The organism is Leifsonia shinshuensis (assembly GCF_013410375.1).
Classification (GTDB): domain Bacteria; phylum Actinomycetota; class Actinomycetes; order Actinomycetales; family Microbacteriaceae; genus Leifsonia; species Leifsonia shinshuensis.
Genome location: NZ_JACCFL010000001.1, coordinates 2,065,731 through 2,088,213, shown reverse-complemented (window position 1 = coordinate 2,088,213; position 22,483 = coordinate 2,065,731). Strand labels below are relative to the sequence as shown.

Sequence of the window (22,483 nt, the reverse complement as noted above, 5' to 3'; positions counted from 1 at the left end):
GCAGGTGGCGGGGCGGGCGGGATCGGCCCGGAGGGAACGGGTCGGCCGATACGCCGGGTTCTGTCACGGCGCTCGCGCGCCGCGGACGGCCATCTCTCTCGGGACGACGTTGCCGCCGCCCTCTAGCGGTCTACCCGGGGACGAGACGAGCAGCCTCATGGTCCCCTGTCTGACCTTGCTCCGGGCGAGGTTTACCCAGCCGGCCGGGTCACCCCGGCCGCTGGTGGTCTCTTACACCACCGTTTCACCCTTACCGCGCACTCACGTGCGAGGCGGTCTGCTTTCTGTTGCACTTTCTCGCGGGTTGCCCCGGGTGGGTGTTACCCACCACCCTGCTCTGCGGAGCCCGGACGTTCCTCGGCGGCCCGCTCGCGCGGACCGACGCGACCGTCTGGCCGACCCGTTCCGGCCCCCACACTAGCGCAGCGCGGTGGGAGGCGGCTGCCCGGCGGCGCTGCTAGAGCCCGGACTCCTCGTTGCGGATCAGGATGGCCCCGCTGTCCGGGCACAGCACGACGTCGTCGTCGGCCGCGCGGCGGATCTCGGCGAGGTCGGACTCGGTCAGCTTGACGTTCGAGCCCATCGACACCCCACGCAGCAGCAGCGCGGCGCCGACGCCGTAGCGGGAGCGCTGCCGCTCGTAGAGAGCGACGAGGTCGGCGGGGAGGGCCGCGGCGATGACTGCGCGGTCGCGGGCGAGGGCGTCGCGCTGGGCTCCGACGGCGCCCGCCTCGCCGTCGCGGGCCTCCTCCAGTGCCTGCACGCGAGCGTCCAGTTCGGCACGCTCGGCGTCGATCGCGGCGAGCGCCGCCTCGAGGCCCTCGACCCGCTCCATCACGGTGAGCTCGATCTCCTCCAGGTCGCCCTGGCGCTTGGCGAGCGCAGCGAGCTCGGCCTCCAGCGCCTGCACGTCCTTCATCGAGGAGGTGTGCTGGACGCGCTCGGTGTCGCGGCGCTTGCGCGCCTCCACCAGCTCCACGTCGGACTCGACGCGCTTCAGCTCGGCGCGGGCGTCCTCCACCTCGCCGGTCGCGGCGATCCAGCGGGCCCGCAGCGCGTCCACCTCGGGCTGGAGGGCGGCCAGCTCCGCGGCCTGCGGCAGGTTCCGGACGGTGTGGTCGAGCTGGCTGAGCCGGGTGTCCGCGGCCTGCAGCCGGAGGAGCTCGTTCTGGTCGGAGGGGCTGGCTTTCACTGTGCTCTGCTCTCTGCTGGTGCTGTCTCTGTCGTCGTGCGGTGGATCATTGCAGGATCGCGAAATCCCAGGGGTCGGTGCGCAGCTCGCTCACGACGACCTCGACGCCGGGCAGCTCGCGGCGCAGGCGCTCGGCCGCGGTGTCGAGCCAGAGCCATTCGCTCGCCCAGTGCGAGACGTCGAGTAGGGCGGGGCCGCCGCCGAGCACGGCCTGCTCGCGGGCCTCCGACGCCGGGTGGTGGCGCAGGTCGGCGGTGATGTAGACGTCGGCGCCGCGGACGGCGTCGCTGCCGAGCAGGGAGTCGCCCGCTCCGCCGCAGACGGCCACCCGCGAGACGGGCTGGTGGTAGTCGCCGGCTGCCCGGACTCCCCCGGCGGTCGGCGGCAGCAGGTCCGCGACGACGCGGGCGAGCGCGCCGAGCGTGGTCGGCTCCGGGAGCGTTCCGACCCGGCCGATGCCCGTCACGCCGTCGGCCGCCGGCGCGATCGGCGCGGTGTCCGTCAGGCCGAGCGCCGTCGCCAGGACCGCGCTGGTGCCGTCGGCGACCACGTCGGCGTTGGTGTGCGCGGCGATGAGCGCGCAGTCGTTGCGGATCAGCCTCACCAGCAGAGAGCCTTTGTAGCGGTCCTCCGCGATGGAGGTCACGCCGCGCAGCAGCAGCGGGTGGTGCGCGATCAGCAGGTCGGCATGCAGGCCGACGGCCTCCTCGACCGTGGCGGCCACGGCGTCGACGGAGAGCAGGATGCGCTCGACCGTCGCGTCCGGATCGCCGGAGACGAGCCCCGGCGCGTCCCACCCCTCAGCCCCGGCGATCGGCCAGAGCGATTCGACGACCTCGCAGACGGAACGGAGAGTGTGCGGCACGGAGTAGAGCCTACCCGGAGGCGACCGGCCCGGGGCGGCTGGGACGAGCGGCTGGGACGGGGCGGCCGGACGGGTCGCCGTCAGCCTTCCCCGCGCTCCTGCCTCCGGACGGCGGGGACTCCGGAGACCATCGGCGTGAGCAGCCCGATGCCCAGGGCGACCACGACGCCGATGTTGCTCGCGCCGATGCCCTGCGGGTCGGCGCCGAGCAGCCGGAACAGGTAGCCCTCCCAGGCCAGCCAGGGCAGCGGCGAGCTGACGAAGCCGAGCCCGACCGCGCTCGCCACGACCAGCATCGTCAGGTTGGTCCAGCGCCAGTCCGGGTACACGCCGCCCCTGGTCAGCAGCGACGCGTGGTGGAACCGGCGCGTGCGCAGCATCATCTCGCCGGTGAACAGTCCCGCCCAAGCGGCCACCGGCACGGCCAGGGCGGTGGGGACGCCGCGGATGACCACGTCCAGGTCGCGCACCGTGAGCGCCAGCACCACACCGGCCACGGCGATCGCCGCCCCGACGATCAGCGTGCTCCAGCGCCGGCCGAGGCGGACGCCGAGCGCGTCGAGGGTGAAGCCGCCCGAGTAGATGGTGAGCACGAGCGCGGAGATCAGGCTGAGCCCGACCGCCAGCAGCAGCGGGACCGGGAACCACACCGGCAGGCCGAGCATCACGAACCCGCCCACCGGATCCCTGGCCAGCTCCGCGGCGAGGCGCGGGTCGGAGGCGGCGAGCAGGCCGCCGTAGGACACCAGCACGAACGGCGGCACGCCCGCGCCGAACGTCGCCCACAGCATCCCCGTCGCGCCGGACGACCGGCGGCGCTGGTATCGGGCGACCTCCGCGCTGCTCATGGCCCAAGCGAGGCCGACGTAGCTGAACACGAGCACCGCGCCGGTGACGACATGCGTCCAGAGCGCGTCGGGGACGGCGAGCGCCCGCGACAGGTCGACGTACCGCCAGGTCGCCGCGATCGTGGTCGCGATGAGCACGGCGGAGGCGATCGTCAGCACCAGCTGCACTCGGGAGACGAGCCCGTAGCCGAAGAACGCCACGACGCCGGCCGCGGCGATCGTCACGACCAGGGCGATCCCGGTCGGGACAGCCGCGCCGTGCGACCAGCCCTCCGACACCGCGAGCGAGCCGGCGGCCGACCCGGCCAGCCAGAGCAGGACAGCACCCCAGAACAGCTTGGTGACCAGGGCGAGCACCGTGGGGAGGGCATTGCCGCGCAGTCCGAACGTGGCGCGCGAGACGACCATCGTCGGCTGCCCGCTCCACTTGCCGGCGAGGGTCCCGAGCCCGAGCGGGAGGAAGGACAGTGCCACTCCGAACAGCGTCGCCACCAGGAGCTGGCGGAGGCTGAGGCCGAGCAGGAACATCGTCGCGCCGACCCCGACGCTGATGAGCGAGGAGGTGCCGGCGAACCACAGCCAGAACAGCCGCGACGCGTGCCCGGCCCGCTGTTCGAGCGGGGTCGGCTCGAGGTCGACGGTCTCCGGGACGAACGGGGGCGGCGCGACGGGGGCGGCGCCGTACAGGATGGTGGCGTCCTCGGGGAGGCGCCGCGAGGCGACCGGGGAGGGGGCGCTGTGCGCGTCGTCCGCGTCGTCGGCGATGTCCCGGTCGATGTGGTCGGGGGTCGCCGACACCGGGCCGAGGTCGTGCGTGACGACGGGAGGTGGCCCGGCGGTCGCGTCGGCGGACGGCGCGGTGATCGGCGCGCTGAGCGCCACGGGCAGGGCGGAGGAGAGCAGCGGGACGGGCTGGGAGTCGGTCGGGGCGTACTCCTCCGGCACGAGGCCGAGCGGCTCGACGCGCGGCGGGGTCGCGGTGGCCGGGGGCCCGGCGGCCGGCTGCTCCGGCGCGGGAGGCGGGGCGTCGAACGCGAGCGTCGGGAACTTCGGCGGCGGCGGTGCGGCCGGCTGGGGCGCGGCCGCCTGGGGCTCGGGTGGCGGTGCGGCCGGTTGGCGCGGCTGGGGTGCAGCCGGCGGCGCGGCCGCCGCTCCGACCCAGGCGCTGTAGGTCGGCTGCGGCCCGTCGTCCCGTCGCCGCACCGGGAGGTCGTCGAAGCTGATGAGCTGGGTCCGCGGACCCACCCAGTCGCCCTCCTCTTCCTCCTCCTCTTCCTCGGCCTCGGCCTCCTGGACGTCGTCGGCCTGCTCGGGCGGCTCCCCCGCGACCGGCGTCACCTCCACGACGGGCGGCTCCCCCGCGACCGGCGTCACCTCCTTGACGGGCGGCTCCCCCGCGACCGGCGGCTCCTCCACGACCGGGACCGCGGACGTCGCCCGGGCGCGCAGCACGTTCTGCAGGTGCTGGATCGCGCCGAACGTGTCGTGGATCCGCAGATCCGCGTCGACGATCGCGGTGACCTCGGCGTCGCTCATCGCGGCGTCTGCGGCGGCTGCGGCGTCCGAGGCGTCCGAGTCGTCCGCCACGATCGGGATGGCCGCGGTCGCCCGGTCCACCTCCTTCTGGAGGGCGTCGGCGAGCTCGTCGTCGCTGTGGCGGATCGTCCCGCCCGGTTCGGCGACGCCGTCCCCGTCCACGCCATCGGCCCGCTCCATGTTCGAAGCCTACGACCCGAACGTCCGGCGGGTCAGGGGGCAACCGCGGGTCACCGAGCACGCGGGCGCCGGGAGAAGTACCATCGTCTCGATGACCACGCCGATCCCGACTCCGTACGAAGACCTGCTGCGCGACGTCCTCGCCAACGGCAGCCACAAGTCCGACCGCACGGGCACCGGGACACGCAGCGTGTTCGGCCGCCAGCTGCGGTTCGACCTCTCCGAGGGCTTTCCGCTGATCACCACCAAGCGGGTGCACTTCAAGTCCATCGCCTACGAGCTGCTCTGGTTCCTCCGCGGCGAGAGCAACGTCGGCTGGCTCCGCGACAACGGCGTGACCATCTGGGACGAGTGGGCCGACGAGCGCGGCGAGCTCGGCCCGGTCTACGGCGTGCAGTGGCGGTCGTGGCCGGCGCCCGACGGCAGCCACATCGACCAGATCCAGCAGGTCATCGACACGCTCCGCCGCGACCCGGACTCCCGCCGGATCATCGTCTCCGCCTGGAACGTGGCCGACATCCCGGACATGGCGCTCGCGCCGTGCCACGCGTTCTTCCAGTTCTACGTCGCCGACGGCCGGCTCTCCTGCCAGCTCTACCAGCGCAGCGCGGACATGTTCCTCGGCGTCCCGTTCAACATCGCCAGCTACGCGCTGCTCACGATGATGGTCGCCCAGCAGGTCGGCCTGGAGCCCGGCGACTTCGTCTGGACCGGCGGCGACTGCCACATCTACGACAACCACGTCGAGCAGGTGACCGAGCAGCTCACCCGGGACCCGTACCTGTCGCCGACGCTGCGGTTCGCCCGCAAGCCGGAGAGCATCTTCGACTACCGGTACGAGGACTTCGTCGTGGAGGACTACCAGCACCACCCCGCGATCCGCGCGGCCGTGGCGGTATGACGCTCGCCCTGATCTGGGCGCAGGCCCACGACCGCGTGATCGGCGCGGGCGGGGTGATGCCCTGGCACCTCCCGGAGGACCTGAAGCACTTCCGCGAGCTGACCGACGGCGATCCCGTGATCATGGGCCGCCGCACCTGGGAGTCGCTGCCGGAGCGGTTCCGTCCACTCCCGGGGCGCGCGAACGTCGTCGTGACGCGCGACGCGCGCTACGAGGCGCCCGGCGCGGAGGTCGTCCACTCGCTCGACGATGCGGTGCGAACCGCCGGAGACGGCACCGTGTGGATCATGGGCGGCGCCGAGCTCTACACGCAGTCCCTGCCCGTCGCGGACCGCGTCGAGGTGACCGAGATCGACCTCGCCGTGGCGGGCGACACCGTCGCGCCCGCACTCGGCCCGGAGTGGCACGGCGAGCCCGGCCCCTGGCTCGAGGCCGCGAACGGGATGCGCTACCGGTTCGTCCGCTACGAGCGCGAGAACGGCACCGGGCGCCGGGGAGACAGCGGGCGCTAGGTCAGCCCGGCCACCAGGTTCACCGTCGCGGCCACGATCACCGTGCCGAACACGTACGACAGCAGCGTGTGGCGCACGATCGTCCGGCGCAGGTACGTGCTCGTGATATCCGTGTCCGACACCTGGAAGGTCATTCCGAGGGTGAACGAGAGGTAGGCGAAGTCGCTGTACTGCGGCGGCTCCTTCTGGTTGAAGTCGACGCCGCCGTCCCTGCGGTAGTAGATCCGCGCGTAGCGCAGCGTGTAGAGCGTGTGGACGAGGACCCACGACAGCGCGATGCTCACGATCGCGAGCAGTGCGACGGCGAGCTGCGCGCCGCCCTTCAGGCTGCGCGCCTCGACCAGGACCCAGACGACCGCGAACAGGCTCACCAGCGCCGTGATGGTCAGCACCAGGTCCACCGTCCGGCGCCCCGGGTCCTCCAGCGTGGCGTGGCTGCGGGTCTGCTCCGCGTTCATGCGCCAGACCGTGGACCAGATCCACACGACGTACACCAGGCAGGCCGCCGCCCAGCCGGTGAGGATGGCGTGGTGCAGCACCTCGAAGAAGGCCGCGACCACCGCCACGACGATTCCGACACCCAGGGCCACGTACAGCTTGACGCGGGTGTGGCCGCGTCCGCGCTTCAGTTCGTCCGTCACACAACGGATGTTCGCACGTCACGCCGGGACGTCAATGCCAGCGCGCCGGTACGATCGGTTTGTGACCACCGCCCCAGCACCCCTCGCCGACCTCGACACCGAGGCGCTCCGCGCCGCGCACGCGGAGTTCGCCCGCGCCTACGACGAGCTGAAGGCCTCCGGCCTCGCTCTCGACATCACGCGCGGCAAGCCGTCCGCCGAGCAGCTCGACCTGTCGAACGACCTTCTTCACCTGCCGGACGGCGCCTACCGCGACGCAGCGGGAACGGACCTGCGCAACTACGGCGGTCCCAACGGGCTCCCCGAGCTGCGCGCGATCTTCGCCGACGCGCTGCGGGTGCCTGTCGCCCAGCTCCTCGCGCTCGGCAACTCCAGCCTCACGGTCATGCACGACACGGTCGCGCAGGCGCTCCTGCACGGCGTCCCGGGCGGCGAGCTGCCCTGGGGCCACCAGTCGATCAGCTTCCTCTGCCCGGTGCCGGGCTACGACCGGCACTTCACGATCTGCGAGCGCTTCGGCATCCGGATGATCGCGGTGCCCATGAACGACGACGGCCCCGACATCGCCACCATCGAGACGCTGCTGGCCACCGACGACAGCATCAAGGGCATGTGGTGCGTGCCGGTGTACTCCAACCCGTCCGGCGCCGTCTACAGCGAGGAGGTCGCCCGCGCCCTGGTTTCGCTGCCCGCGGCGGCCGACTTCCGGCTGTTCTGGGACAACGCCTACGTCGTCCACCACCTGAGCGACGAGCGCCCGGAGCCGATCGACATCCTGGCGCTCGCCGCCGAGGCCGGCAACCCGGACCGCCCGCTGATCTTCGCGTCCACCTCCAAGGTGACGTTCCCGGGCGCCGGCGTCGCCTTCATCGGCGCGTCGGAGGCCAACATCGCCTGGTTCCAGCGCAACTCGGCCGCGCAGAGCATCGGCCCGGACAAGCTCAACCAGCTCCGCCACGTGCAGCTGCTCCGCGACCAGGACGGGCTCGCGGCGCACATGGAGAAGCACCGCGCCATCCTGGAGCCGAAGTTCGCCGCGGTGGACGAGGCGTTCCGCGCTCGGCTGGAGCCGTGGGGCGCCGGGGCGTGGAACGCGCCGCACGGCGGCTACTTCGTCAGCCTGGACGTGCTCGACGGCTGCGCCAAGCGCGCCGTGCAGCTGGCCAAGGAGGCCGGGATCGCGGTGACCCCGGCCGGCGCGACCTTCCCGTACGGCGAGGACCCGCGCGACGCGAACATCCGCATCGCGCCCACGTTCCCGCCGCTCGCGGAGCTCCGCACGGCCCTGGACGGGCTGTGCACCGCCATCCTGCTGGCCGAGACCGAGGCGTTGCTGGCCGAGCGGAACTGACGTGACGCCCGCCGACGCCCCGGGCCCGGGCGACCGCCCCTGGGTGGTCCGTCCGAGCGTCGAGGCGGACTGGGAGGCGTACCGGGCGATCCGGCTGGAGATGCTCGCGGACACGCCCATCGCGTTCCTCGAGACGCTGGCCGCGGCGCAGGCGCACCCGGACGAGCACTGGCGTCGGCGCGCGGCGAACACCTCCGCCAGCAGCCGGCTGTTCGGCGCGATCGCCCCGGACGGCCGCTGGCTGGGGACGATGGGCGGCTTCCACGCGTCCGACTCCCCCGATCCGCACTTGGTCGGCGTGTACGTCACCCCGTCCCTGCGCGGGCGCCGGCACGGGGTGACGGATGCCCTGCTGGATGCGGTGGTCGACTGGGCGCGCCCCCGCTCCGGCCGGCTGTTGCTGGAGGTCCACGAGCACAACGCGGCGGCGATCCGGTACTACGAGCGCCGCGGCTTCGCGTTCACCGGGCGCACGCTCCCCTACCCGCTCGACCGCAGCACCCTCGAGCTGGAGATGGCCGCCGCTCTCTGACGCGTCGGCAACGGAGGAGATCCGGGGGCGCCCGCGGCGTGTCGGCAGTCAGCGGAGGACATCCGGGCCGGCCCGGACCGGATCTCCTCCGTTAGCCGCGCGCGGGCCGGTCGCTAACGGAGGAGATCCCGGGCTGATCGGGCGGGGACTCCTCCGTCAGCTGCGATCCGGGAGGTCGGGCGGCCGGATCTCCTCCGGTAGCGACGCCCGGGGTCAGCGGAAGTGCAGGGCCAGCTCGGCGAGGAGGCGGGCGCCGAAGCCGGTCGCGCCCTTCGAGCGCCAGGCGTCGTCGCTGTCGGACTGCATTGTGCCCGCGATGTCGAGGTGCGCCCACGGCGTCTCCCCGACGAACTCGCGGAGGAACAGCGCCGCGGTCGTCGCACCGGCGTAGGGTCCGCCCACGTTCGCGAGGTCCGCGATGTCGGAGTCGAGCAGCTTGCGATAGGAGGTCTCCAGCGGCAGCTGCCAGACCTTCTCGTCGGTGCTGCGGGAGGCCGCCACCACCGCGTCCGCCAGCCCCTGGTCGTTCGCGAACAGCGCCGCGCGCGCCGGCCCGAGCGCCATCAGCGCTCCGCCGGTCAGAGTCGCGATGTCCACGACGGCGTCGGGACGCTCCTCCGTCGCGAGGACGAGGCCGTCCATCAGCACCAGGCGGCCCTCGGCGTCGGTGTTCTTGACCTCCACGGTCGTGCCGCCGCGCGCCGTCAGCACGTCGCCGAGCTTGTAGGCCGAGCCGGACGGCATGTTGTCCGTGCACATCAGGAAGGCCGTGACGGTGGTCGTGCAGCCCAGGTCCTGGAGGCTCGACAGCGCTCCGAAGATCGCGGCGGCGCCGCCCATGTCCATCTTCATGAGCAGGTGCATCGGGTCGGACGGCTTCAGGCTGATGCCGCCGGAGTCATACATGATGCCCTTGCCCACGAGTGCGAGGTGCCCCGTCGACTCCCCGGCCGGGACGTAGCGGAGTCGGATCATCCGTGGCTCCTCCGCGCTGCCGGCGTTGACGCCGAGCAGGCCGCCGCAGCCGAGCTCGACGAGCCGCTCGCGGTCGAAGACCTCCACCTCCAGGCCGAAGTCGCCGGCGAGCTCCTCGGCGAGGTCGGCGAAGTCGGTGGCGGTCAGGTGGCCGGGCGGCGTGTTGGCGAGGTCGCGCGCGAGGGCCGCGCCGCGCGCCGTCACGGCGCCGGTGGTAAGGCCGTCGGCCACGGCGGAGGACGGCGCCTCGTCCACCAGCACCTCGACGCGGGTGAGCTCCGTCACGGCGGGAGCCGACTTGAGCTCGGCGTACCGGTAGCGGCCGAGCAGCGCGCCCTCGGCCACGACCTGGCCGACCCGCGCGGGCGGAACCGCCCCGGTCTGCGCCAGGCGCAGCCCGAGGGCGGCCGACGAGGAGGCGGCGCGGGCGAAGGTCGCGGCGAGGTCCCGGAGGACGTCGGCCGTGAGGTCGCCGGACGCTCCGGACCCGACGGCGTAGAGCAGCGGCGCCGCCTCGGTCGGGATGAGCAGGGTCTGCCCGGCCTTGCCGCCGAAGCCGGCGCGGGCGAGCGCGTCCCGGTCGAGACCGAGGTCGGCGTCGACGGGCCCGTCCGTGCCGACCGCGATGCCGATCGCGTCGAGCCCCGGGGCGAACGCCGTCACGGCCTCGAAGCCGACCACGCGCTCCGGACGGTAGGAGGGCACCGGAGTGAACGACGACGGGATGAGCCGCCGGACCGCTGCAGTCATGTCAGACCTCTCCGAATCCGCTCTCGACCAGCTCGACGAGCGCGTCCACGGCCGCCGCGCCGTCGCTGTCCGGCGAGGCGATGGACGCGGTCGCGCCGGCGGTGAGCCCCAGGGACATCACGCCGAGCAGGCTCTTGGCGTCCTTGCCGTTCACCGTCACCTTCACCGGGAAGGTGTTGGCCAGCTTCACGAACTCCGCGGCCGGCCGGGCGTGGAGGCCTTGCGGATTGCGCACGAGCACCTCACGCGTGTAGCCCGCGCCGCCCGTCGACGGCGGGGACGCGGCCGGCTCGGCCGGCGCCGGAGCAGCGCTCGCGGGCGCCTCCTCGCCAACCCACGCCGAGCGGGCGCCCTCGACCGCGGCGGCGACCCCCGCGAGGTCGGCGCCGGTCTCCGCGGCCACGGCCGCGGCGACGCCGCCCTCCACGAACGGGCCGTCGACCACGCGCACACGCGCGCGCTCGTCCTCCGGCAGCAGATCGAGCACGGTCTCCGCGGTCAGCAGCGCCGAGCCGAGGTCGCTGACGACCACGACGCCGGAGCCCTGATCGGCCTCCCCGACCGCGGTCATCACCTTCCCGAAGCTGGTGCCGATGCCGTCGTCGTCCGTCCCGCCGGCTGCCAGCAGCGTCACCGACGGCGCCATCTGCCCCGCGAGGGCGACGGCGCCGGCGGCGAGCTGCGAGCTGTGCGAGACGAAGACGATCCCGACCCGGCCGGTCATCCGGCCGCCCCGGCGGCGGCCCGCAGGATGAGCGCGGTCGACTGCGCGCCCGGGTCCCGATGGCCCGCCGACCGCTGGCCCAGGTAGCTGGCGCGGCCCTTGCGGGCGACGAGCGGGATGGTCGCGTCCGAGCCCTGCTCGGCCGCGTCGGCCGCGGCGGCAAGGATGGCGGCGGGGTCGGACCCCGCGGCGAGCGCGGCCGAGGCCGCGTCCACCGCGGGGGTCCAGGCGTCGACCATCGTCTTGTCGCCCGGCTCCGCCTTGCCGCGGGACACGATCCCGTCGCGCGCCGCTCGGAGCAGCGCGACCAGGGTCTCCCCGTCGATCGCGTCCGCGTCGCCGACCGGCTCGGCCGCCTTGAGGAAGGCCGTGCCGTACAGCGGGCCGGACGCGCCGCCGACCGTGGAGATGAGGGTCATCGCGACCGAGCGCAGCGCCGCGGACGGCGTCGCGTCGGCGGGCAGCTTCGCGAGCGCGTCGACGGACGCGCGCAGGCCGCGGTCCATGTTCTCGCCGTGATCGCCGTCGCCGATCTCCCGATCGAGCGTGTTCAGCTCCGCCTTGTGCTCGCCCACGGTCGTCGCCGCGGCCGAGATCCAGGAGGTGACCCAGTTCGTGTCCAGCGCCATCAGCGCATCCTTCCTCGTATCGTGTCCGTCATCCGGTGTGTGGAGCGTACGCCCCGGCGCGCGCCGGGCAGCTCACACACCCCAGCGGAGGGCGGCGGTGTGCACCGGCGCGTCCCACAGCGCGGTCAGCTCGTCGTCCAGCTTCAGCACCGAGATGGAGGCGCCCTGCATCTCCAGCGAGGTGACGTAGTTGCCGACGAGGGAGCGGCCGAGGACGATGCCGCGCTCGTCCAGGATCTCCGCCGCGCGACGGAACAGGATGTAGAGCTCGGAGAGCGGGGTCCCGCCCATGCCGTTGACGAACAGCAGCACGGTGTCGCCCGACGCGAACGGCAGATCGGAGAGGATCGCGTCCATCATCCGGTCCACCAGCCGGTCGGCCGGCTCGATCTTGATCCGCTCGCGGCCCGGCTCGCCGTGGATGCCGACGCCGAACTCGATCTCGTCCTCCGGCAGCACGAAGCCCGGCTCTCCCGCGTGCGGCACGGTGCCGTCGGTGAGGGCGAGGCCGATCGAGCGCACGTTGGCGTTGACTTTCTCGGCGACGGCGGTGACGGCGTCGAGGTCGTCGCCGCGGTCGGCGGCGGCTCCGGCGATCTTCTCCACCAGCACGGTGCCGGCGACGCCGCGGCGGCCCGCGGTGTAGAGGGAGTCCTGGACGGCGACGTCGTCGTTGGTGACGACGGCCCTGACCGTGATCCCCTCGGCGCCCACCAGGTCGGCGGCCGTCTCGAAGTTCAGCACGTCACCCGTGTAGTTCTTCACGATGTGGAGCACGCCGGCCCCGCCGTCCGCGGCCTTGGTGGCCTCGACGATCGGCATCGGCGTCGGCGAGGTGAAGACCTCTCCGGGGACGGCAGCGTCCAGCATGCCCTTCCCCACGAAACCGGCGTGCAGCGGCTCGTGACCGCTGCCTCCGCCGCTGACCAGGCCGACCTTGCCGCGCACCGGGCCGTCGGCCCGGGAGACGAAGCGGGGGTCCTGCGACACCGTCACGATGTCCGCGTGAGCCCGTCCGAACCCCGCGAGGGACTCGGCCACGACGTCGGGTACGTCGTTGATGAGCTTCTTCATCGAAAACCCTTCCTTCCACTTGCTGTCAGTGCGTCGCCTCGACCCATTCCTCGAGCTTCGCGGCCGCAGCCCCGGAGTCGATCGCCTGGGCGGCGACCGCCATGTGCGAACGGAACCGATCCAGGATGGACACCTGGACCCTCGACGGGTCGGACGCGAGCTCGTAGGACACGAGCCCGGCCGCCGCGTTGAGCAGGACGATGTCGCGCACGGGGCCCTCCTGGCCCGCGAGCACGGCACGCACGACAGCCGCGTTGTACGCGGCGTCCTTCCCGAGCAGGTCCTCGATCCTGGCGCGCGGGATGCCCAGATCGCGCGGATCGATGTCGTGCTCGGTGACGAGGCCCCTGGAGACCTCCCAGACGTGGCTGTGACCGGTGGTCGACAGCTCGTCGAGGCCGTCGTCGCCGCGGAAGACCAGCGCGGTCGCGCCGCGGGTCTGGAACACGCCGACGATCAGCGGGATGCGGTCGAGCGTCGCGACGCCCACCGCCGACGCCTCGGGACGCGCCGGGTTGCACAGCGGCCCGAGGAAGTTGAACACGGTCGGCACGCCGAGCTGGGAGCGCACCGGGCCGGCGTTGGCGAAGCCGGGGTGGAAGGCGCTCGCGAAGGCGAAGGTGATCCCGGTGCTCTTCAGCACCTCGGCCACGCGCTCCGGAGGCAGGGTCAGGTCGATCCCGAGCGCCGCGAGCACGTCGGAGGAGCCCGACGAGGAGCTGGCCGCCCGGTTGCCGTGCTTGATCACCGGGACGCCGGTGGCGGCCGCGACGATGGAGGCGGTGGTCGACACGTTCACAGTGCCGAACCTGTCGCCTCCCGTGCCGACGATGTCCAGCGCCATCGGGTCGACCGGCAGCGGGACGGCGTGGTCGAGGATGGCGTCGCGGAAGCCCACGATCTCGTCGACCGTCTCGCCTTTGGCCCGCAGCGCGATGAGGAACGCGGCGAGCTGGGCCTCGGTGGCCTCGCCCGTCATGACCTGGTCCATGGCCCACGCCGCGTCCGCCACACTGAGGTCCTCGCGGGCCAGGAGGGCGGTGAGCACGGACGACCAGGACTGCATTTCCGTCATACAGCGATCCTATGGGGAGGCGACACGCCACGGGGAGCCGCCCGTTTGTACCAGGTGTTGGCTGGCTCTTCTCCGAATCGAGGCGGATTCGTGCCTTTCAGGTGAGAAAACCACGGCTTCTTTTCAGCCATAATGGGAATTGTGACGAGCACCTCCATTTCTCCTGCAACGAGTGCGCCGGCGATCAACCGGCCCAATGTCGTGGCCGTCGGCACGATCGTCTGGCTCGGCTCCGAGGTGATGTTCTTCGCGGGTCTGTTCGCGATCTACTTCACTCTCAAGTCGACGTCCCCCGATCTGTGGGCCGCCGAGACGCAGCACTTGAACATCCCGTACGCGGCAGTGAACACCACGATCCTGGTGCTGAGCTCCTTCACCTGCCAGTTCGGCGTCTTCGCCGCCGAGCGTCTCCAGCCGCGCCGCACGGGACGCCCCTTCCAGTTCTGGAAGTGGGGAATGGTGGAGTGGTTCGCCCTCTCCTACATCATGGGCGCCATCTTCGTCTCCGGCCAGGTGCTCGAGTACGCCACGCTCGTCTCCGAGGGCATCTCGCTCGACGCCAACGCCTACGGCTCCGCCTTCTATCTGACGACCGGCTTCCACGCCCTCCACGTCACCGGCGGCCTCATCGCCTTCCTGCTCGTCATCGGCCGCGCCTTCGCGGTCAAGACCTTCGGCCACAAAGAGGCCACGAGCGCCATCGTCGTGTCGTACTACTGGCACTTCGTCGACGTCGTGTGGATCGGACTGTTCGCGGTCATCTACATCATCCGATAGATCAACAGGAGCTGACCCCACCTCATGCGTCCCCGCGTTCCCGGCACCCGGAAGTCCAGCGCTGCAGCGCCTTCGCGTAACACGAAGGCCGCGCGCAAGACCGGCCGCCGCCACCCGCTCGCCACTGTCGCCCTCCTCGCCATCGGCCTCGGCCTGACCGGCGGAGCGTACGCCGCCTTCACGACCACGACGGCCTCGGCCGACACCCCGCAGGCGCAGACCGCGACCTCGTCGTCGGTCGCCCAGGGCGAGAAGCTCTTCCAGGCCAACTGCGCCACCTGCCACGGCATGGACGCGCAGGGCACGGTCAACGCCCCGTCGCTCATCGGCGTCGGCGCCGCCGCGGTCGACTTCCAGGTCGGCACCGGCCGCATGCCCATGCAGATGCAGGGCCCGCAGGCCCAGGAGAAGCCGGTCCAGTTCTCGAACGAAGAGGTCGCGGCCCTGGCCGACTACGTCGCCTCCCTCGCTCCCGGCCCGTCGATCCCCGAGCAGAAGTACCTCGACGGCAAGGGCAACGCCGCCAACGGCGCCGAGCTCTTCCGGATCAACTGCGCGATGTGCCACAACGTCGCCGGCGCCGGTGGAGCCCTCACGGAGGGCAAGTACGCCCCGCCGCTCACCGGTGTGAGCGCCAAGCACATCTACGAGGCCATGATCACCGGCCCGCAGAACATGCCGGTGTTCAACGACCTGAACATCTCGCCCCAGGGCAAGGCCGACATCATCACCTACCTCAAGTACATCCAGAACAACCCGTCCCCCGGCGGCTTCGAGCTCGGCTCGCTCGGCCCGGTGGCCGAGGGACTCTTCCTCTGGATCTTCGGTCTGGGCGCCATCGTCGCGCTGACCGTGTGGATCACGGCGAAGTCCAACTGACCGTTCTGTCGTACTTGTAGAAGCACAGCGTAAGAAGGAGAACAATGGCACAGGACGAGAACGGCGGTCACGAGCTGACGCCAGCCAGTTCGTCGGCCGTCGACGTGCACCGGACCGGCGACCCCGGGACGGCGGTGATCATCCGCGACGCCGTGGAGAACCCCGGCTTCCCGCCGCACCGGCCCCGGGTGACCGACCTCGACCCCCGGAAGGAGCGCCGCGCCGAGCGCACGGTCTACACGCTCTTCTACCTGTCGATCGCGGGCTCCGTCTGGGCGGTCGCCGCCTACATGGCTTTCCCGATCAACGACAGCGACCCGGGCTCGGTCCGCCTGAACAACCTGTTCATCGGCCTCGGCATCGCCCTGGCCCTCCTCGCGATCGGCATCGGCGCCGTGCACTGGGGCAAGGCCCTCATGCACGAGAAGGAGGGCGTCGACCTCCGTCACTCGGTGCGCGGCTCGGAGCAGACCACCGCGCGCGCCGCGGAGATCTTCCGCCAGGCCGACGAGGAGTCGGGCTTCAACCGCCGCGTCCTGATCCGCAACAGCCTCATCGGCGCGCTGATCGCCTTCCCGCTGCCCGGCGTCATCCTGTTCCGCGGTCTCGCACCCCAGGGCGTGGACCCGGCCGAGCTGCTGTCCCAGACCATGTGGGCCAAGGGCGTCCGCCTCACCCGCGACCCCTCCGGCACCCCGATCAAGGCGTCCGACGTCACGCTCGGCAGCGCCTTCCACGTCATCCCCGAGGGCCTCAACGACGCCCCCGACATGCTGGAGCAGAAGGCCAAGGCGGCCGTCCTGCTCATGCGCCTCAAGCCCGAGGACCTGCACGTGTCCAAGGGCCGCGAGAACTGGAACTACGACGGCATCGTCGCCTACTCCAAGATCTGCACGCACGTCGGGTGCCCCGTCGCCCTCTACGAGCAGCAGACCCACCACCTGCTGTGCCCGTGCCACCAGTCGCAGTTCGACATCACGCACGAGGCGCAGGTCATCTTCGGACCGGCGAAGCGGCCACTGCCGCAGCTGCCGATCACCGTTGACGCCGACGGTTACCTGGTCGCCCGCAGCGACTTCCACGAGCCCGTCGGCCCGAGTTTCTGGGAGCGTCATTGAGCACCTCGACCGCCGCGGCCCCCGCGGCACCCACCACGGCCAAGAGCGGCGGCTTCACCGCTGCCGCCGCCAACTACATCGAGGACCGCACCAGCATCTCGGGCGCGGTCAAGGAGTTCGGTCGCAAGATCTTCCCCGACCACTGGTCGTTCCTGCTCGGTGAGGTCGCCCTCTACAGCTTCATCGTCATCCTGCTGACCGGGACGTTCCTGACGTTCTTCTTCCAGGCGTCGATGGCGGAGGTCGTCTACAACGGCTCGTACGTCCCGCTCAAGGGCATCCACATGTCCGCGGCGATGGAGTCCACCCTCAACATCTCGTTCGAGGTGCGCGGCGGCCTGCTGGTGCGCCAGATCCACCACTGGTCGGCGCTGCTGTTCGTGGCCGCGATCGGCCTGCACATGCTCCGCATCTTCTTCACGGGCGCCTTCCGCAAGCCGCGCGAGCTCAACTGGGTGATCGGCTTCACGCTGTTCATCCTGGCGATGGCCGAGGGCTTCACGGGCTACTCCCTCCCGGACGACCTGCTCTCGGGCAACGGCCTCCGGATCATCGACGGCCTCATCAAGGGCCTGCCGGTGGTCGGCACCTGGATCTCGTTCCTGCTCTTCGGCGGCGAGTTCCCGGGCACGGCGATCGTCGGACGCCTCTACACGCTGCACATCCTGCTGCTGCCCGCGCTGGTGGTCGCGTTCATCGCGCTGCACCTCGTGTTCGTGGTCGTGCACAAGCACACCCAGTACGCGGCCCCCGGCCGCACGCAGGGCAACGTCGTCGGCTACCCGGTCCTCCCGGTGTACGCGGCGAAGGCCGGCGGCTTCTTCTTCATCGTGTTCGGTGTCGTCGCGCTCATGGCGTCGCTCTTCACCATCAACCCGATCTGGAACTACGGCCCGTACGACCCCTCCCCCGTGTCCGCCGGCACCCAGCCGGACTGGTACATCGGCTTCGCGGACGGCGCGCTGCGCCTCGTCCCGCCGGGCTGGGAGTTCGTCTGGCTCAACCGCACCTGGTCGTTCAACATCATCGTCCCGGTCGCCATCCTCGGTCTCTTCATCGTGACCGTGATGATCTACCCCTTCATCGAGGCGTGGATCACCGGCGACAAGCGCGAGCACCACATCCTGGACCGTCCGCGCAACGCGGCCACCCGCACGGCCATCGGCGCCGCCGGCGTGACCTTCTACGCGGTGTTCTGGGCTGCGGCGTCGTCGGACATCATCGCGACGCACTTCAAGCTCACGATGGAGGGCGTCATCCACACCCTCCAGGCGCTGCTGTTCGTCGGCCCGGTGGTCGCGTACTTCCTCACCAAGCGCATCTGCCTGGCGCTGCAGAAGAAGGACCGCTCGATCGCGCTGCACGGTTACGAGACCGGCCGCATCGTGAAGCTCCCCGGCGGCGAGTTCATCGAGGTGCACGAGCAGCTGAGCGACTACGAGCGCTGGCGCCTGGTGAGCTACGAGGCCTACGAGCCGCTGATGATCCGCCCGAACAAGCGCGGCAAGATCACCGCCGGCACCCGGATGCGCGCGAGCCTGTCCCGCTGGTTCTTCGAGGACCGCCTGGTCCCGCCGACCCGCGGCGAGCTCGAGTCGGACCACGGCCACCACTGATCCCTCGCTGATCTCCCGTGAGAGCGCCGGTGCAGCTTCTGCACCGGCGCTTTCGCGTATCCGCGTCCGCTCGCTCCCGATCGTCCTGGAGGCCCCTGTGACCGACCTGACCCGCCTGGCGTCCTGGCTGCGCTGCCCCGTCTGCGAGCTCGACCTGGAGCCGGTCGACCGCCTCACGCTGGGCTGCGCGAACGGGCACCGTCACGACGTCAACAAGCGCGGCTACGTGTCCCTCCTCGGCGGCGGGAGCAAGTTCGCCGGCGACACGGCCGAGATGCTGGACGCGCGCGACATGGTGCTGGAGGGCGGGGCCTACGCGCCGATCGCCACAGCCCTGGCGGCCGCCGTCGCGCCGGCCGCGCACGTCCTCGACGCGGGCGCCGGCACCGGCTACTACCTGCGCGCCGTCCTGGCCGCCTCCTCGGGAGCAGCCGGCCTCGCCATGGACCTCTCCCCCACCGCGGTGGCCCGCGCCGTGCGCTCGTCGCCGGATGTCGACGGTCTGGTGGCAGACACCTGGCGACCGCTCCCCGTGCGCTCGCACCGGGCGGACGCGGTGCTGGACGTGTTCGCGCCCCGCAACCTGCCCGAGTTCCACCGCGTCCTCCGCCCGGGCGGCACGCTCGCCGTGGTGGTCCCGCGCGCCGAGCACCTGGCGTCGCTCCGGGAGGCCGGCACCATGCTCGACATCCCCACCGACAAAGCGGAGGACGTCATCGCCTCCGCAGACGCGCTGTACGCCCCGCTGGCGCGCGAACACGTCGCCTACGACCTCGCGCTCGATGACACACTTCGGCTCGCTCTGGCGGGCATGGGACCGTCGGCCCGCCACGCCGCGGCGTCCCCCGCCGAGGCGACTGAGACGACGGTCTCCGTCGACGTCCTCACCTTCACGCCGCGCTGAGACGACCCCGCGACCCTCGTGCGTGCATCCGCCTGGCAGAACACGCCGTCACGACGGCCGCCTGCGCGGCATGTCCTGCCATCTCGTTGGCGAGAGGGGTCGCAACTCGCCGCTATCGTGGCGACATAGCGGCGTGTTGCGACCCCTGTGGGCCGCGCGTCCGCCGCGGGACGCGTGCGGGATGCAGCGAGGGCCGCCTCCCAGCGGGAGACGGCCCTCAGACTGTGCGTGAGCGCTCAGCGGGCGAAGTAGCCGCGGTAGTACTCGTAGACCCAGCCGACGATGCAGACGAGGCTGAACGCCGCGCCGATGAAGCAGATCCAGAAGCCGACCGCGAGGCCCAGGATGACCAGCGCGGCGCCGGTCGCGAGGGCGACGGGCCACCAGCTCCACGGGGAGAAGTGGCCGAGCTCGGGGTCGCCGTCGTCGATGTTCGCGTCGAGGCGGTCCTCCGGCAGCTCACCGCCCTGGGCGGAGTGCGAGCGGCCGACGTAGAACGCGATGAAGGCGGCCAGGATGGCGCTCAGCGTCAGCGCCACGGTGCCGACCCACTCGACCTTCATGTGCATCGGGTCGAGCAGGCTCCACAGCGTGTAGACGATCGCCGAGAGGATGAAGAAGACCGAGAGGATCCAGAAGAGGATGGAATTGGCTCTCATGGGTTCACTTGACCTTGTCGTTCGAGAGATCGAGCACGGGAGCGTCCGGGGCGTCCTTGCCGCCGCCGATACCGATCGGGATGCCGGCCTCGGGGTGGTTGAGGTCGAACGCCGGCGACTCGGAGCGGATGCGCGGGATCGAGGTGAAGTTGTGCCGCGGCGGCGGGCAGGAGGTCGCCCACTCGAGCGAGCGGCCGTAGCCCCACGGGTCGTTGACCGTCACCTTGGGGGCGTTACGCGCCGTCAGGTAGACGTTCACGAAGAACGGGATCATCGAGACGGCCAGGATGCCGGCGCCGATCGAGGAGACCTGGTTCATCCAGGTGAAGCCGTCCGACGGCAGGTACGTCGCGTACCGGCGGGGCATGCCGACGACGCCCAGCCAGTGCTGGATGAGGAACGTCGTGTGGAAGCCGATGAACAGCAGCCAGAAGTGCCACTTGCCGAGACGGTCGTTGAGCATCTTGCCCGTCCACTTCGGCCACCAGAAGTAGAAGCCGGCGAACATCGCGAAGACGACGGTGCCGAACACCACGTAGTGGAAGTGCGCGACGACGAAGTAGGTGTCGGACACGTGGAAGTCGAGCGGCGGGGACGCCAGGATGACGCCGGTGAGACCACCGAAGGTGAAGGTGATCAGGAAGCCGATCGACCACAGCATCGGGGACTCGAAGGTCAGCGAGCCGCGCCACATCGTGCCGATCCAGTTGAAGATCTTCACGCCCGTCGGGACCGCGATGAGCATCGTCATCAGCGAGAACCACGGCAGCAGGACCGAGCCGGTCACGTACATGTGGTGCGCCCACACGGTGACGGACAGGGCCGCGATCGCGATCGTCGCGTAGATGAGGGTCTTGTACCCGAAGATCGGCTTGCGGCTGAACACCGGGAAGATCTCCGACACGATGCCGAAGAACGGCAGCGCGATGATGTACACCTCGGGGTGGCCGAAGAACCAGAACAAGTGCTGCCAGAGCAGCGCCCCGCCGTTCGCGGCGTCGTAGATGTGCGCGTCGAACACGCGGTCGGCGGCGAGGGCGAAGAGCGCGGCGGCCAGCACCGGGAAGGCCATCAGCACGAGGATCGACGTCACCAGGGTGTTCCAGGTGAAGATCGGCATGCGGAACATGGTCATGCCCGGGGCGCGCATCGTGATGATGGTCGTGATGAAGTTGACCGCGCCGAGGATGGTGCCGAAGCCGGACAGGCCGAGGCCCAGCACCCAGAGGTTGCCGCCGATCCCTGGTGAGAAGGTCGTGCTCGACAGCGGCGCGTACGCGAACCAGCCGAACGAGGCCGCGCCCTGCGGGGTGAGGAACCCGGCGACCGCGATCAGCGATCCGAACGAGTAGAACCAGTAGGCCAGAGCGTTCAGACGCGGGAACGCCACGTCGGGCGCGCCGATCTGCAGCGGCATGAGCACGTTGGCGAAGCCCGCGAAGAGCGGCGTCGCGAACATCAGCAGCATGATCGTGCCGTGCATCGTGAAGAGCTGGTTGTACTGCTCCTTGGTCTGCACCACCGCGAGCCCCGGCTCGAAGAGCTGGGCGCGGATGATGAGCGCCATCACGCCGCCGATGAGGAAGTAGATGAAGGACGAGATCAGGTACATGTACCCGATCGTCTTGTGGTCCGTCGACGTGATGTAGTTCACGAGGATGTTGCCCTTGCGCTCCACCCCGTTCGCGGTGAGGAGGGTGGGCTTCGGAGCGGGCGCGGTGGTCGCCCCGGGCGCCGGTGCTGTCGTCGTCATGCGTGTGTCCTACTCGTTGCCGGAATCACTTGTTGCCCGTGGGGGCGCCCGTGCCGGGCAGGTTGTTGTTGCGGTCGTACTCCGACCCGAGCTGGCCCTCGAAGCCCTTGTCGCGGAGCGACTGGATGTGGGCGTCGTACTCGCTCTGCGACACGATCTTCACATTGAAGAGCATCGCCGAGTGGTACTCGCCGCAGAGCTCGGCGCACTTGCCGACGAAGGTGCCCGTGCGGCCGGTGGTCGAGAAGTACATGTAGTTGGTCTTGCCCGGGATGACGTCCTTCTTGTACAGGAAGGCCGGCACCCAGAAGGAGTGGATCACGTCGCGCGAGTCGAGCTGGACGGTGATCTTCTTGTTCTCCGGCAGGTAGAGCGTGGGGATCTCGCTCTCCTGGACCGAACCGGGGGTGGCGTTCGTGTCGCTCGGCTGGGCCTGGATGCCCGGGTCGTACACGTTGTCGGTGACGTAGTTGAAGTCCCACGCCCACTGCTTGGCGTACACCTGGATCTTGAGGTCGGGGTGCGCGTACGGCTGCTCGATGGCGTTCTGGTCGCGCGCCGTGAAGGCGAAGAAGCCGAGGACCAGGATGAGCGGCACGATCGTGTAGAAGATCTCGATCGGCATGTTGTAGCGCAGCTGCACCGGCAGGCCGGTCTGTCCCTTGCGGCGGCGGTACACGACGACCGCCCAGAGGATGAGCCCCCAGACGACGATGCCGACGATGAGCAGAACGATCCAGCTGGTCACCCAGAGGCCGCTGATGCGGTCGGTGTGGTTGGTGACGGGCTGCTCGCCCTCGACGAAGCCCGGCAGGAAGCCGTGGAGCTGGGCCTGCGTGCAGCCCGCGAGGACGATAGCGAGTGTCGCTGCGATCGGGATTGCAACCCATCGGAAACGGCGATTGTGACGCACCGGTGACCTTTCGAGAGACTCGGGGACAGTTCACATGCAACTGTATGTGGCGTTCTCTACCCTACTCCGCCGGACACCC

At 70.9% G+C, this 22,483-nt stretch carries 21 protein-coding genes and 1 other RNA gene; 9 read left to right on the top strand and 13 right to left on the bottom strand.

The features are described 5' to 3' along the window. Positions 1 to 33 precede the first annotated feature (33 nt). The 4 genes from rnpB to HNR13_RS10175 form a co-directional block, all read right to left on the bottom strand. Positions 34 to 403: RNase P RNA component class A (gene rnpB, locus HNR13_RS10190), an RNA gene on the bottom strand. Between the two features lie 54 nt (positions 404 to 457). Next, positions 458 to 1,192 carry a CT398-like coiled coil hairpin domain-containing protein gene (locus HNR13_RS10185; protein ID WP_179605650.1) on the bottom strand — a complete coding sequence of 245 codons (735 nt, stop codon included), beginning with the start codon at positions 1,190 to 1,192 and terminating at the stop codon, positions 458 to 460. Between the two features lie 46 nt (positions 1,193 to 1,238). Next, a complete protein-coding gene (locus HNR13_RS10180; protein WP_179605649.1) occupies positions 1,239 to 2,057 on the bottom strand; it encodes a Nif3-like dinuclear metal center hexameric protein in 819 nt (272 codons plus the stop codon). An 80-nt stretch (positions 2,058 to 2,137) separates the two neighbouring features. Beyond that, positions 2,138 to 4,621, bottom strand: coding sequence for a purine-cytosine permease family protein (locus HNR13_RS10175; RefSeq protein ID WP_246312741.1), 2,484 nt, complete (start codon positions 4,619 to 4,621; stop codon positions 2,138 to 2,140). 91 nt (positions 4,622 to 4,712) lie between these two features. Between HNR13_RS10175 and HNR13_RS10170 the strand changes: the two genes are divergently transcribed. Together HNR13_RS10170 and HNR13_RS10165 are read left to right on the top strand one after the other, a co-directional pair. Continuing rightward, positions 4,713 to 5,522 (top strand): thymidylate synthase, encoded by an 810-nt coding sequence (locus HNR13_RS10170; RefSeq protein WP_179605648.1) that lies wholly within the window; start codon positions 4,713 to 4,715, stop codon positions 5,520 to 5,522. Beyond that, positions 5,519 to 6,034 (top strand): dihydrofolate reductase, encoded by a 516-nt coding sequence (locus HNR13_RS10165; RefSeq protein ID WP_179605647.1) that lies wholly within the window; start codon positions 5,519 to 5,521, stop codon positions 6,032 to 6,034. The genes HNR13_RS10170 and HNR13_RS10165 overlap by 4 nt, the downstream gene beginning before the upstream one ends. Here HNR13_RS10165 and HNR13_RS10160 read toward each other — a convergent pair. Continuing rightward, entirely contained in the window at positions 6,031 to 6,675 is a 645-nt protein-coding gene (locus HNR13_RS10160; RefSeq protein WP_179605646.1) for a DUF1345 domain-containing protein, read from the bottom strand. The two genes, HNR13_RS10165 and HNR13_RS10160, sit on opposite strands and share 4 nt — an antisense overlap. Before the next feature lie 61 nt (positions 6,676 to 6,736). Here HNR13_RS10160 and HNR13_RS10155 point away from each other — a divergent pair, with 61 nt between their 5' ends. Both HNR13_RS10155 and HNR13_RS10150 read left to right on the top strand, forming a co-directional pair. Then, complete coding sequence (locus HNR13_RS10155) at positions 6,737 to 8,026, top strand: aspartate aminotransferase type Ic (RefSeq protein WP_343063522.1); 1,290 nt, start codon at positions 6,737 to 6,739, stop codon at positions 8,024 to 8,026. A 1-nt stretch (position 8,027) separates the two neighbouring features. Further along, a complete protein-coding gene (locus HNR13_RS10150) occupies positions 8,028 to 8,558 on the top strand; it encodes a GNAT family N-acetyltransferase (RefSeq protein ID WP_343063521.1) in 531 nt (176 codons plus the stop codon). Between the two features lie 213 nt (positions 8,559 to 8,771). Here the strand turns inward: HNR13_RS10150 and HNR13_RS10145 are convergent, their stop codons facing one another. From HNR13_RS10145 to trpD, 5 genes are all read right to left on the bottom strand, one after another. After that, positions 8,772 to 10,283: a leucyl aminopeptidase gene (locus HNR13_RS10145; RefSeq protein ID WP_179605644.1), complete on the bottom strand. Its 1,512-nt coding sequence runs from the start codon at positions 10,281 to 10,283 to the stop codon at positions 8,772 to 8,774. Between the two features lies 1 nt (position 10,284). Further along, entirely contained in the window at positions 10,285 to 11,007 is a 723-nt protein-coding gene (dhaM, locus tag HNR13_RS10140; protein ID WP_179605643.1) for a dihydroxyacetone kinase phosphoryl donor subunit DhaM, read from the bottom strand. Beyond that, positions 11,004 to 11,636 carry a dihydroxyacetone kinase subunit DhaL gene (gene dhaL, locus HNR13_RS10135; protein WP_179605642.1) on the bottom strand — a complete coding sequence of 211 codons (633 nt, stop codon included), beginning with the start codon at positions 11,634 to 11,636 and terminating at the stop codon, positions 11,004 to 11,006. Before dhaL ends, dhaM begins: the two co-directional genes overlap by 4 nt. Positions 11,637 to 11,708: 72 nt before the next feature. Further along, a complete protein-coding gene (gene dhaK / locus HNR13_RS10130; protein ID WP_179605641.1) occupies positions 11,709 to 12,710 on the bottom strand; it encodes a dihydroxyacetone kinase subunit DhaK in 1,002 nt (333 codons plus the stop codon). A gap of 25 nt (positions 12,711 to 12,735) precedes the next feature. Continuing rightward, positions 12,736 to 13,785, bottom strand: coding sequence for an anthranilate phosphoribosyltransferase (gene trpD / locus HNR13_RS10125; protein WP_179605640.1), 1,050 nt, complete (start codon positions 13,783 to 13,785; stop codon positions 12,736 to 12,738). A gap of 132 nt (positions 13,786 to 13,917) precedes the next feature. On the opposite strand from trpD, the gene ctaE reads away from it, so the two are divergent. The 5 genes from ctaE to HNR13_RS10100 all read left to right on the top strand — a co-directional run bounded on the left by ctaE (position 13,918) and on the right by HNR13_RS10100 (position 19,079). Continuing rightward, on the top strand, positions 13,918 to 14,562 hold the full coding sequence (gene ctaE, locus HNR13_RS10120; protein ID WP_179605639.1) for an aa3-type cytochrome oxidase subunit III: 645 nt from the start codon (positions 13,918 to 13,920) through the stop codon (positions 14,560 to 14,562). Between the two features lie 24 nt (positions 14,563 to 14,586). Next, the gene (qcrC, locus tag HNR13_RS10115) at positions 14,587 to 15,441 is read left to right on the top strand and encodes a cytochrome bc1 complex diheme cytochrome c subunit (RefSeq protein WP_179605638.1); all 855 of its coding nucleotides are present in this window, start codon (positions 14,587 to 14,589) and stop codon (positions 15,439 to 15,441) included. A gap of 44 nt (positions 15,442 to 15,485) precedes the next feature. After that, positions 15,486 to 16,559, top strand: coding sequence for a cytochrome bc1 complex Rieske iron-sulfur subunit (qcrA, locus tag HNR13_RS10110; protein ID WP_179605637.1), 1,074 nt, complete (start codon positions 15,486 to 15,488; stop codon positions 16,557 to 16,559). After that, positions 16,556 to 18,175, top strand: a complete 1,620-nt coding sequence (qcrB, locus tag HNR13_RS10105) for a cytochrome bc1 complex cytochrome b subunit (protein WP_179605636.1) — start codon at positions 16,556 to 16,558, stop codon at positions 18,173 to 18,175. Before qcrA ends, qcrB begins: the two co-directional genes overlap by 4 nt. Before the next feature lie 97 nt (positions 18,176 to 18,272). Further along, complete coding sequence (locus tag HNR13_RS10100; protein ID WP_179605635.1) at positions 18,273 to 19,079, top strand: methyltransferase domain-containing protein; 807 nt, start codon at positions 18,273 to 18,275, stop codon at positions 19,077 to 19,079. Positions 19,080 to 19,315: 236 nt separating this feature from the next. Here HNR13_RS10100 and HNR13_RS10095 read toward each other — a convergent pair whose 3' ends face one another. From HNR13_RS10095 to ctaC, 3 genes are read right to left on the bottom strand one after another with little or no spacing between them, the layout of a single operon-like run. Further along, the gene (locus tag HNR13_RS10095) at positions 19,316 to 19,738 is read right to left on the bottom strand and encodes a cytochrome c oxidase subunit 4 (protein WP_179605634.1); all 423 of its coding nucleotides are present in this window, start codon (positions 19,736 to 19,738) and stop codon (positions 19,316 to 19,318) included. 4 nt (positions 19,739 to 19,742) lie between these two features. Then, positions 19,743 to 21,491 carry an aa3-type cytochrome oxidase subunit I gene (ctaD, locus tag HNR13_RS10090; RefSeq protein ID WP_179605633.1) on the bottom strand — a complete coding sequence of 583 codons (1,749 nt, stop codon included), beginning with the start codon at positions 21,489 to 21,491 and terminating at the stop codon, positions 19,743 to 19,745. A gap of 25 nt (positions 21,492 to 21,516) precedes the next feature. Further along, positions 21,517 to 22,404, bottom strand: a complete 888-nt coding sequence (gene ctaC, locus HNR13_RS10085) for an aa3-type cytochrome oxidase subunit II (RefSeq protein WP_179605632.1) — start codon at positions 22,402 to 22,404, stop codon at positions 21,517 to 21,519. Positions 22,405 to 22,483 lie beyond the last annotated feature (79 nt).

Excerpts from the sequence above, each read along its gene's own strand:
- dhaM (WP_179605643.1), bottom strand. The coding sequence starts at position 11,007 with ATGACCGGCCGGGTCGGGATCGTCTTCGTCTCGCACAGCTCGCAGCTC.
- qcrC (WP_179605638.1), top strand. The coding sequence starts at position 14,587 with ATGCGTCCCCGCGTTCCCGGCACCCGGAAGTCCAGCGCTGCAGCGCCT.
- dhaK (WP_179605641.1), bottom strand. The coding sequence starts at position 12,710 with ATGAAGAAGCTCATCAACGACGTACCCGACGTCGTGGCCGAGTCCCTC.
- dhaL (WP_179605642.1), bottom strand. The coding sequence starts at position 11,636 with ATGGCGCTGGACACGAACTGGGTCACCTCCTGGATCTCGGCCGCGGCG.
- HNR13_RS10095 (WP_179605634.1), bottom strand. The coding sequence starts at position 19,738 with ATGAGAGCCAATTCCATCCTCTTCTGGATCCTCTCGGTCTTCTTCATC.
- trpD (WP_179605640.1), bottom strand. The coding sequence starts at position 13,785 with ATGACGGAAATGCAGTCCTGGTCGTCCGTGCTCACCGCCCTCCTGGCC.
- qcrA (WP_179605637.1), top strand. The coding sequence starts at position 15,486 with ATGGCACAGGACGAGAACGGCGGTCACGAGCTGACGCCAGCCAGTTCG.
- HNR13_RS10170 (WP_179605648.1), top strand. The coding sequence starts at position 4,713 with ATGACCACGCCGATCCCGACTCCGTACGAAGACCTGCTGCGCGACGTC.
- ctaD (WP_179605633.1), bottom strand. The coding sequence starts at position 21,491 with ATGACGACGACAGCACCGGCGCCCGGGGCGACCACCGCGCCCGCTCCG.
- HNR13_RS10145 (WP_179605644.1), bottom strand. The coding sequence starts at position 10,283 with ATGACTGCAGCGGTCCGGCGGCTCATCCCGTCGTCGTTCACTCCGGTG.
- ctaE (WP_179605639.1), top strand. The coding sequence starts at position 13,918 with ATGGGAATTGTGACGAGCACCTCCATTTCTCCTGCAACGAGTGCGCCG.
- HNR13_RS10165 (WP_179605647.1), top strand. The coding sequence starts at position 5,519 with ATGACGCTCGCCCTGATCTGGGCGCAGGCCCACGACCGCGTGATCGGC.
- HNR13_RS10175 (WP_246312741.1), bottom strand. The coding sequence starts at position 4,621 with ATGGAGCGGGCCGATGGCGTGGACGGGGACGGCGTCGCCGAACCGGGC.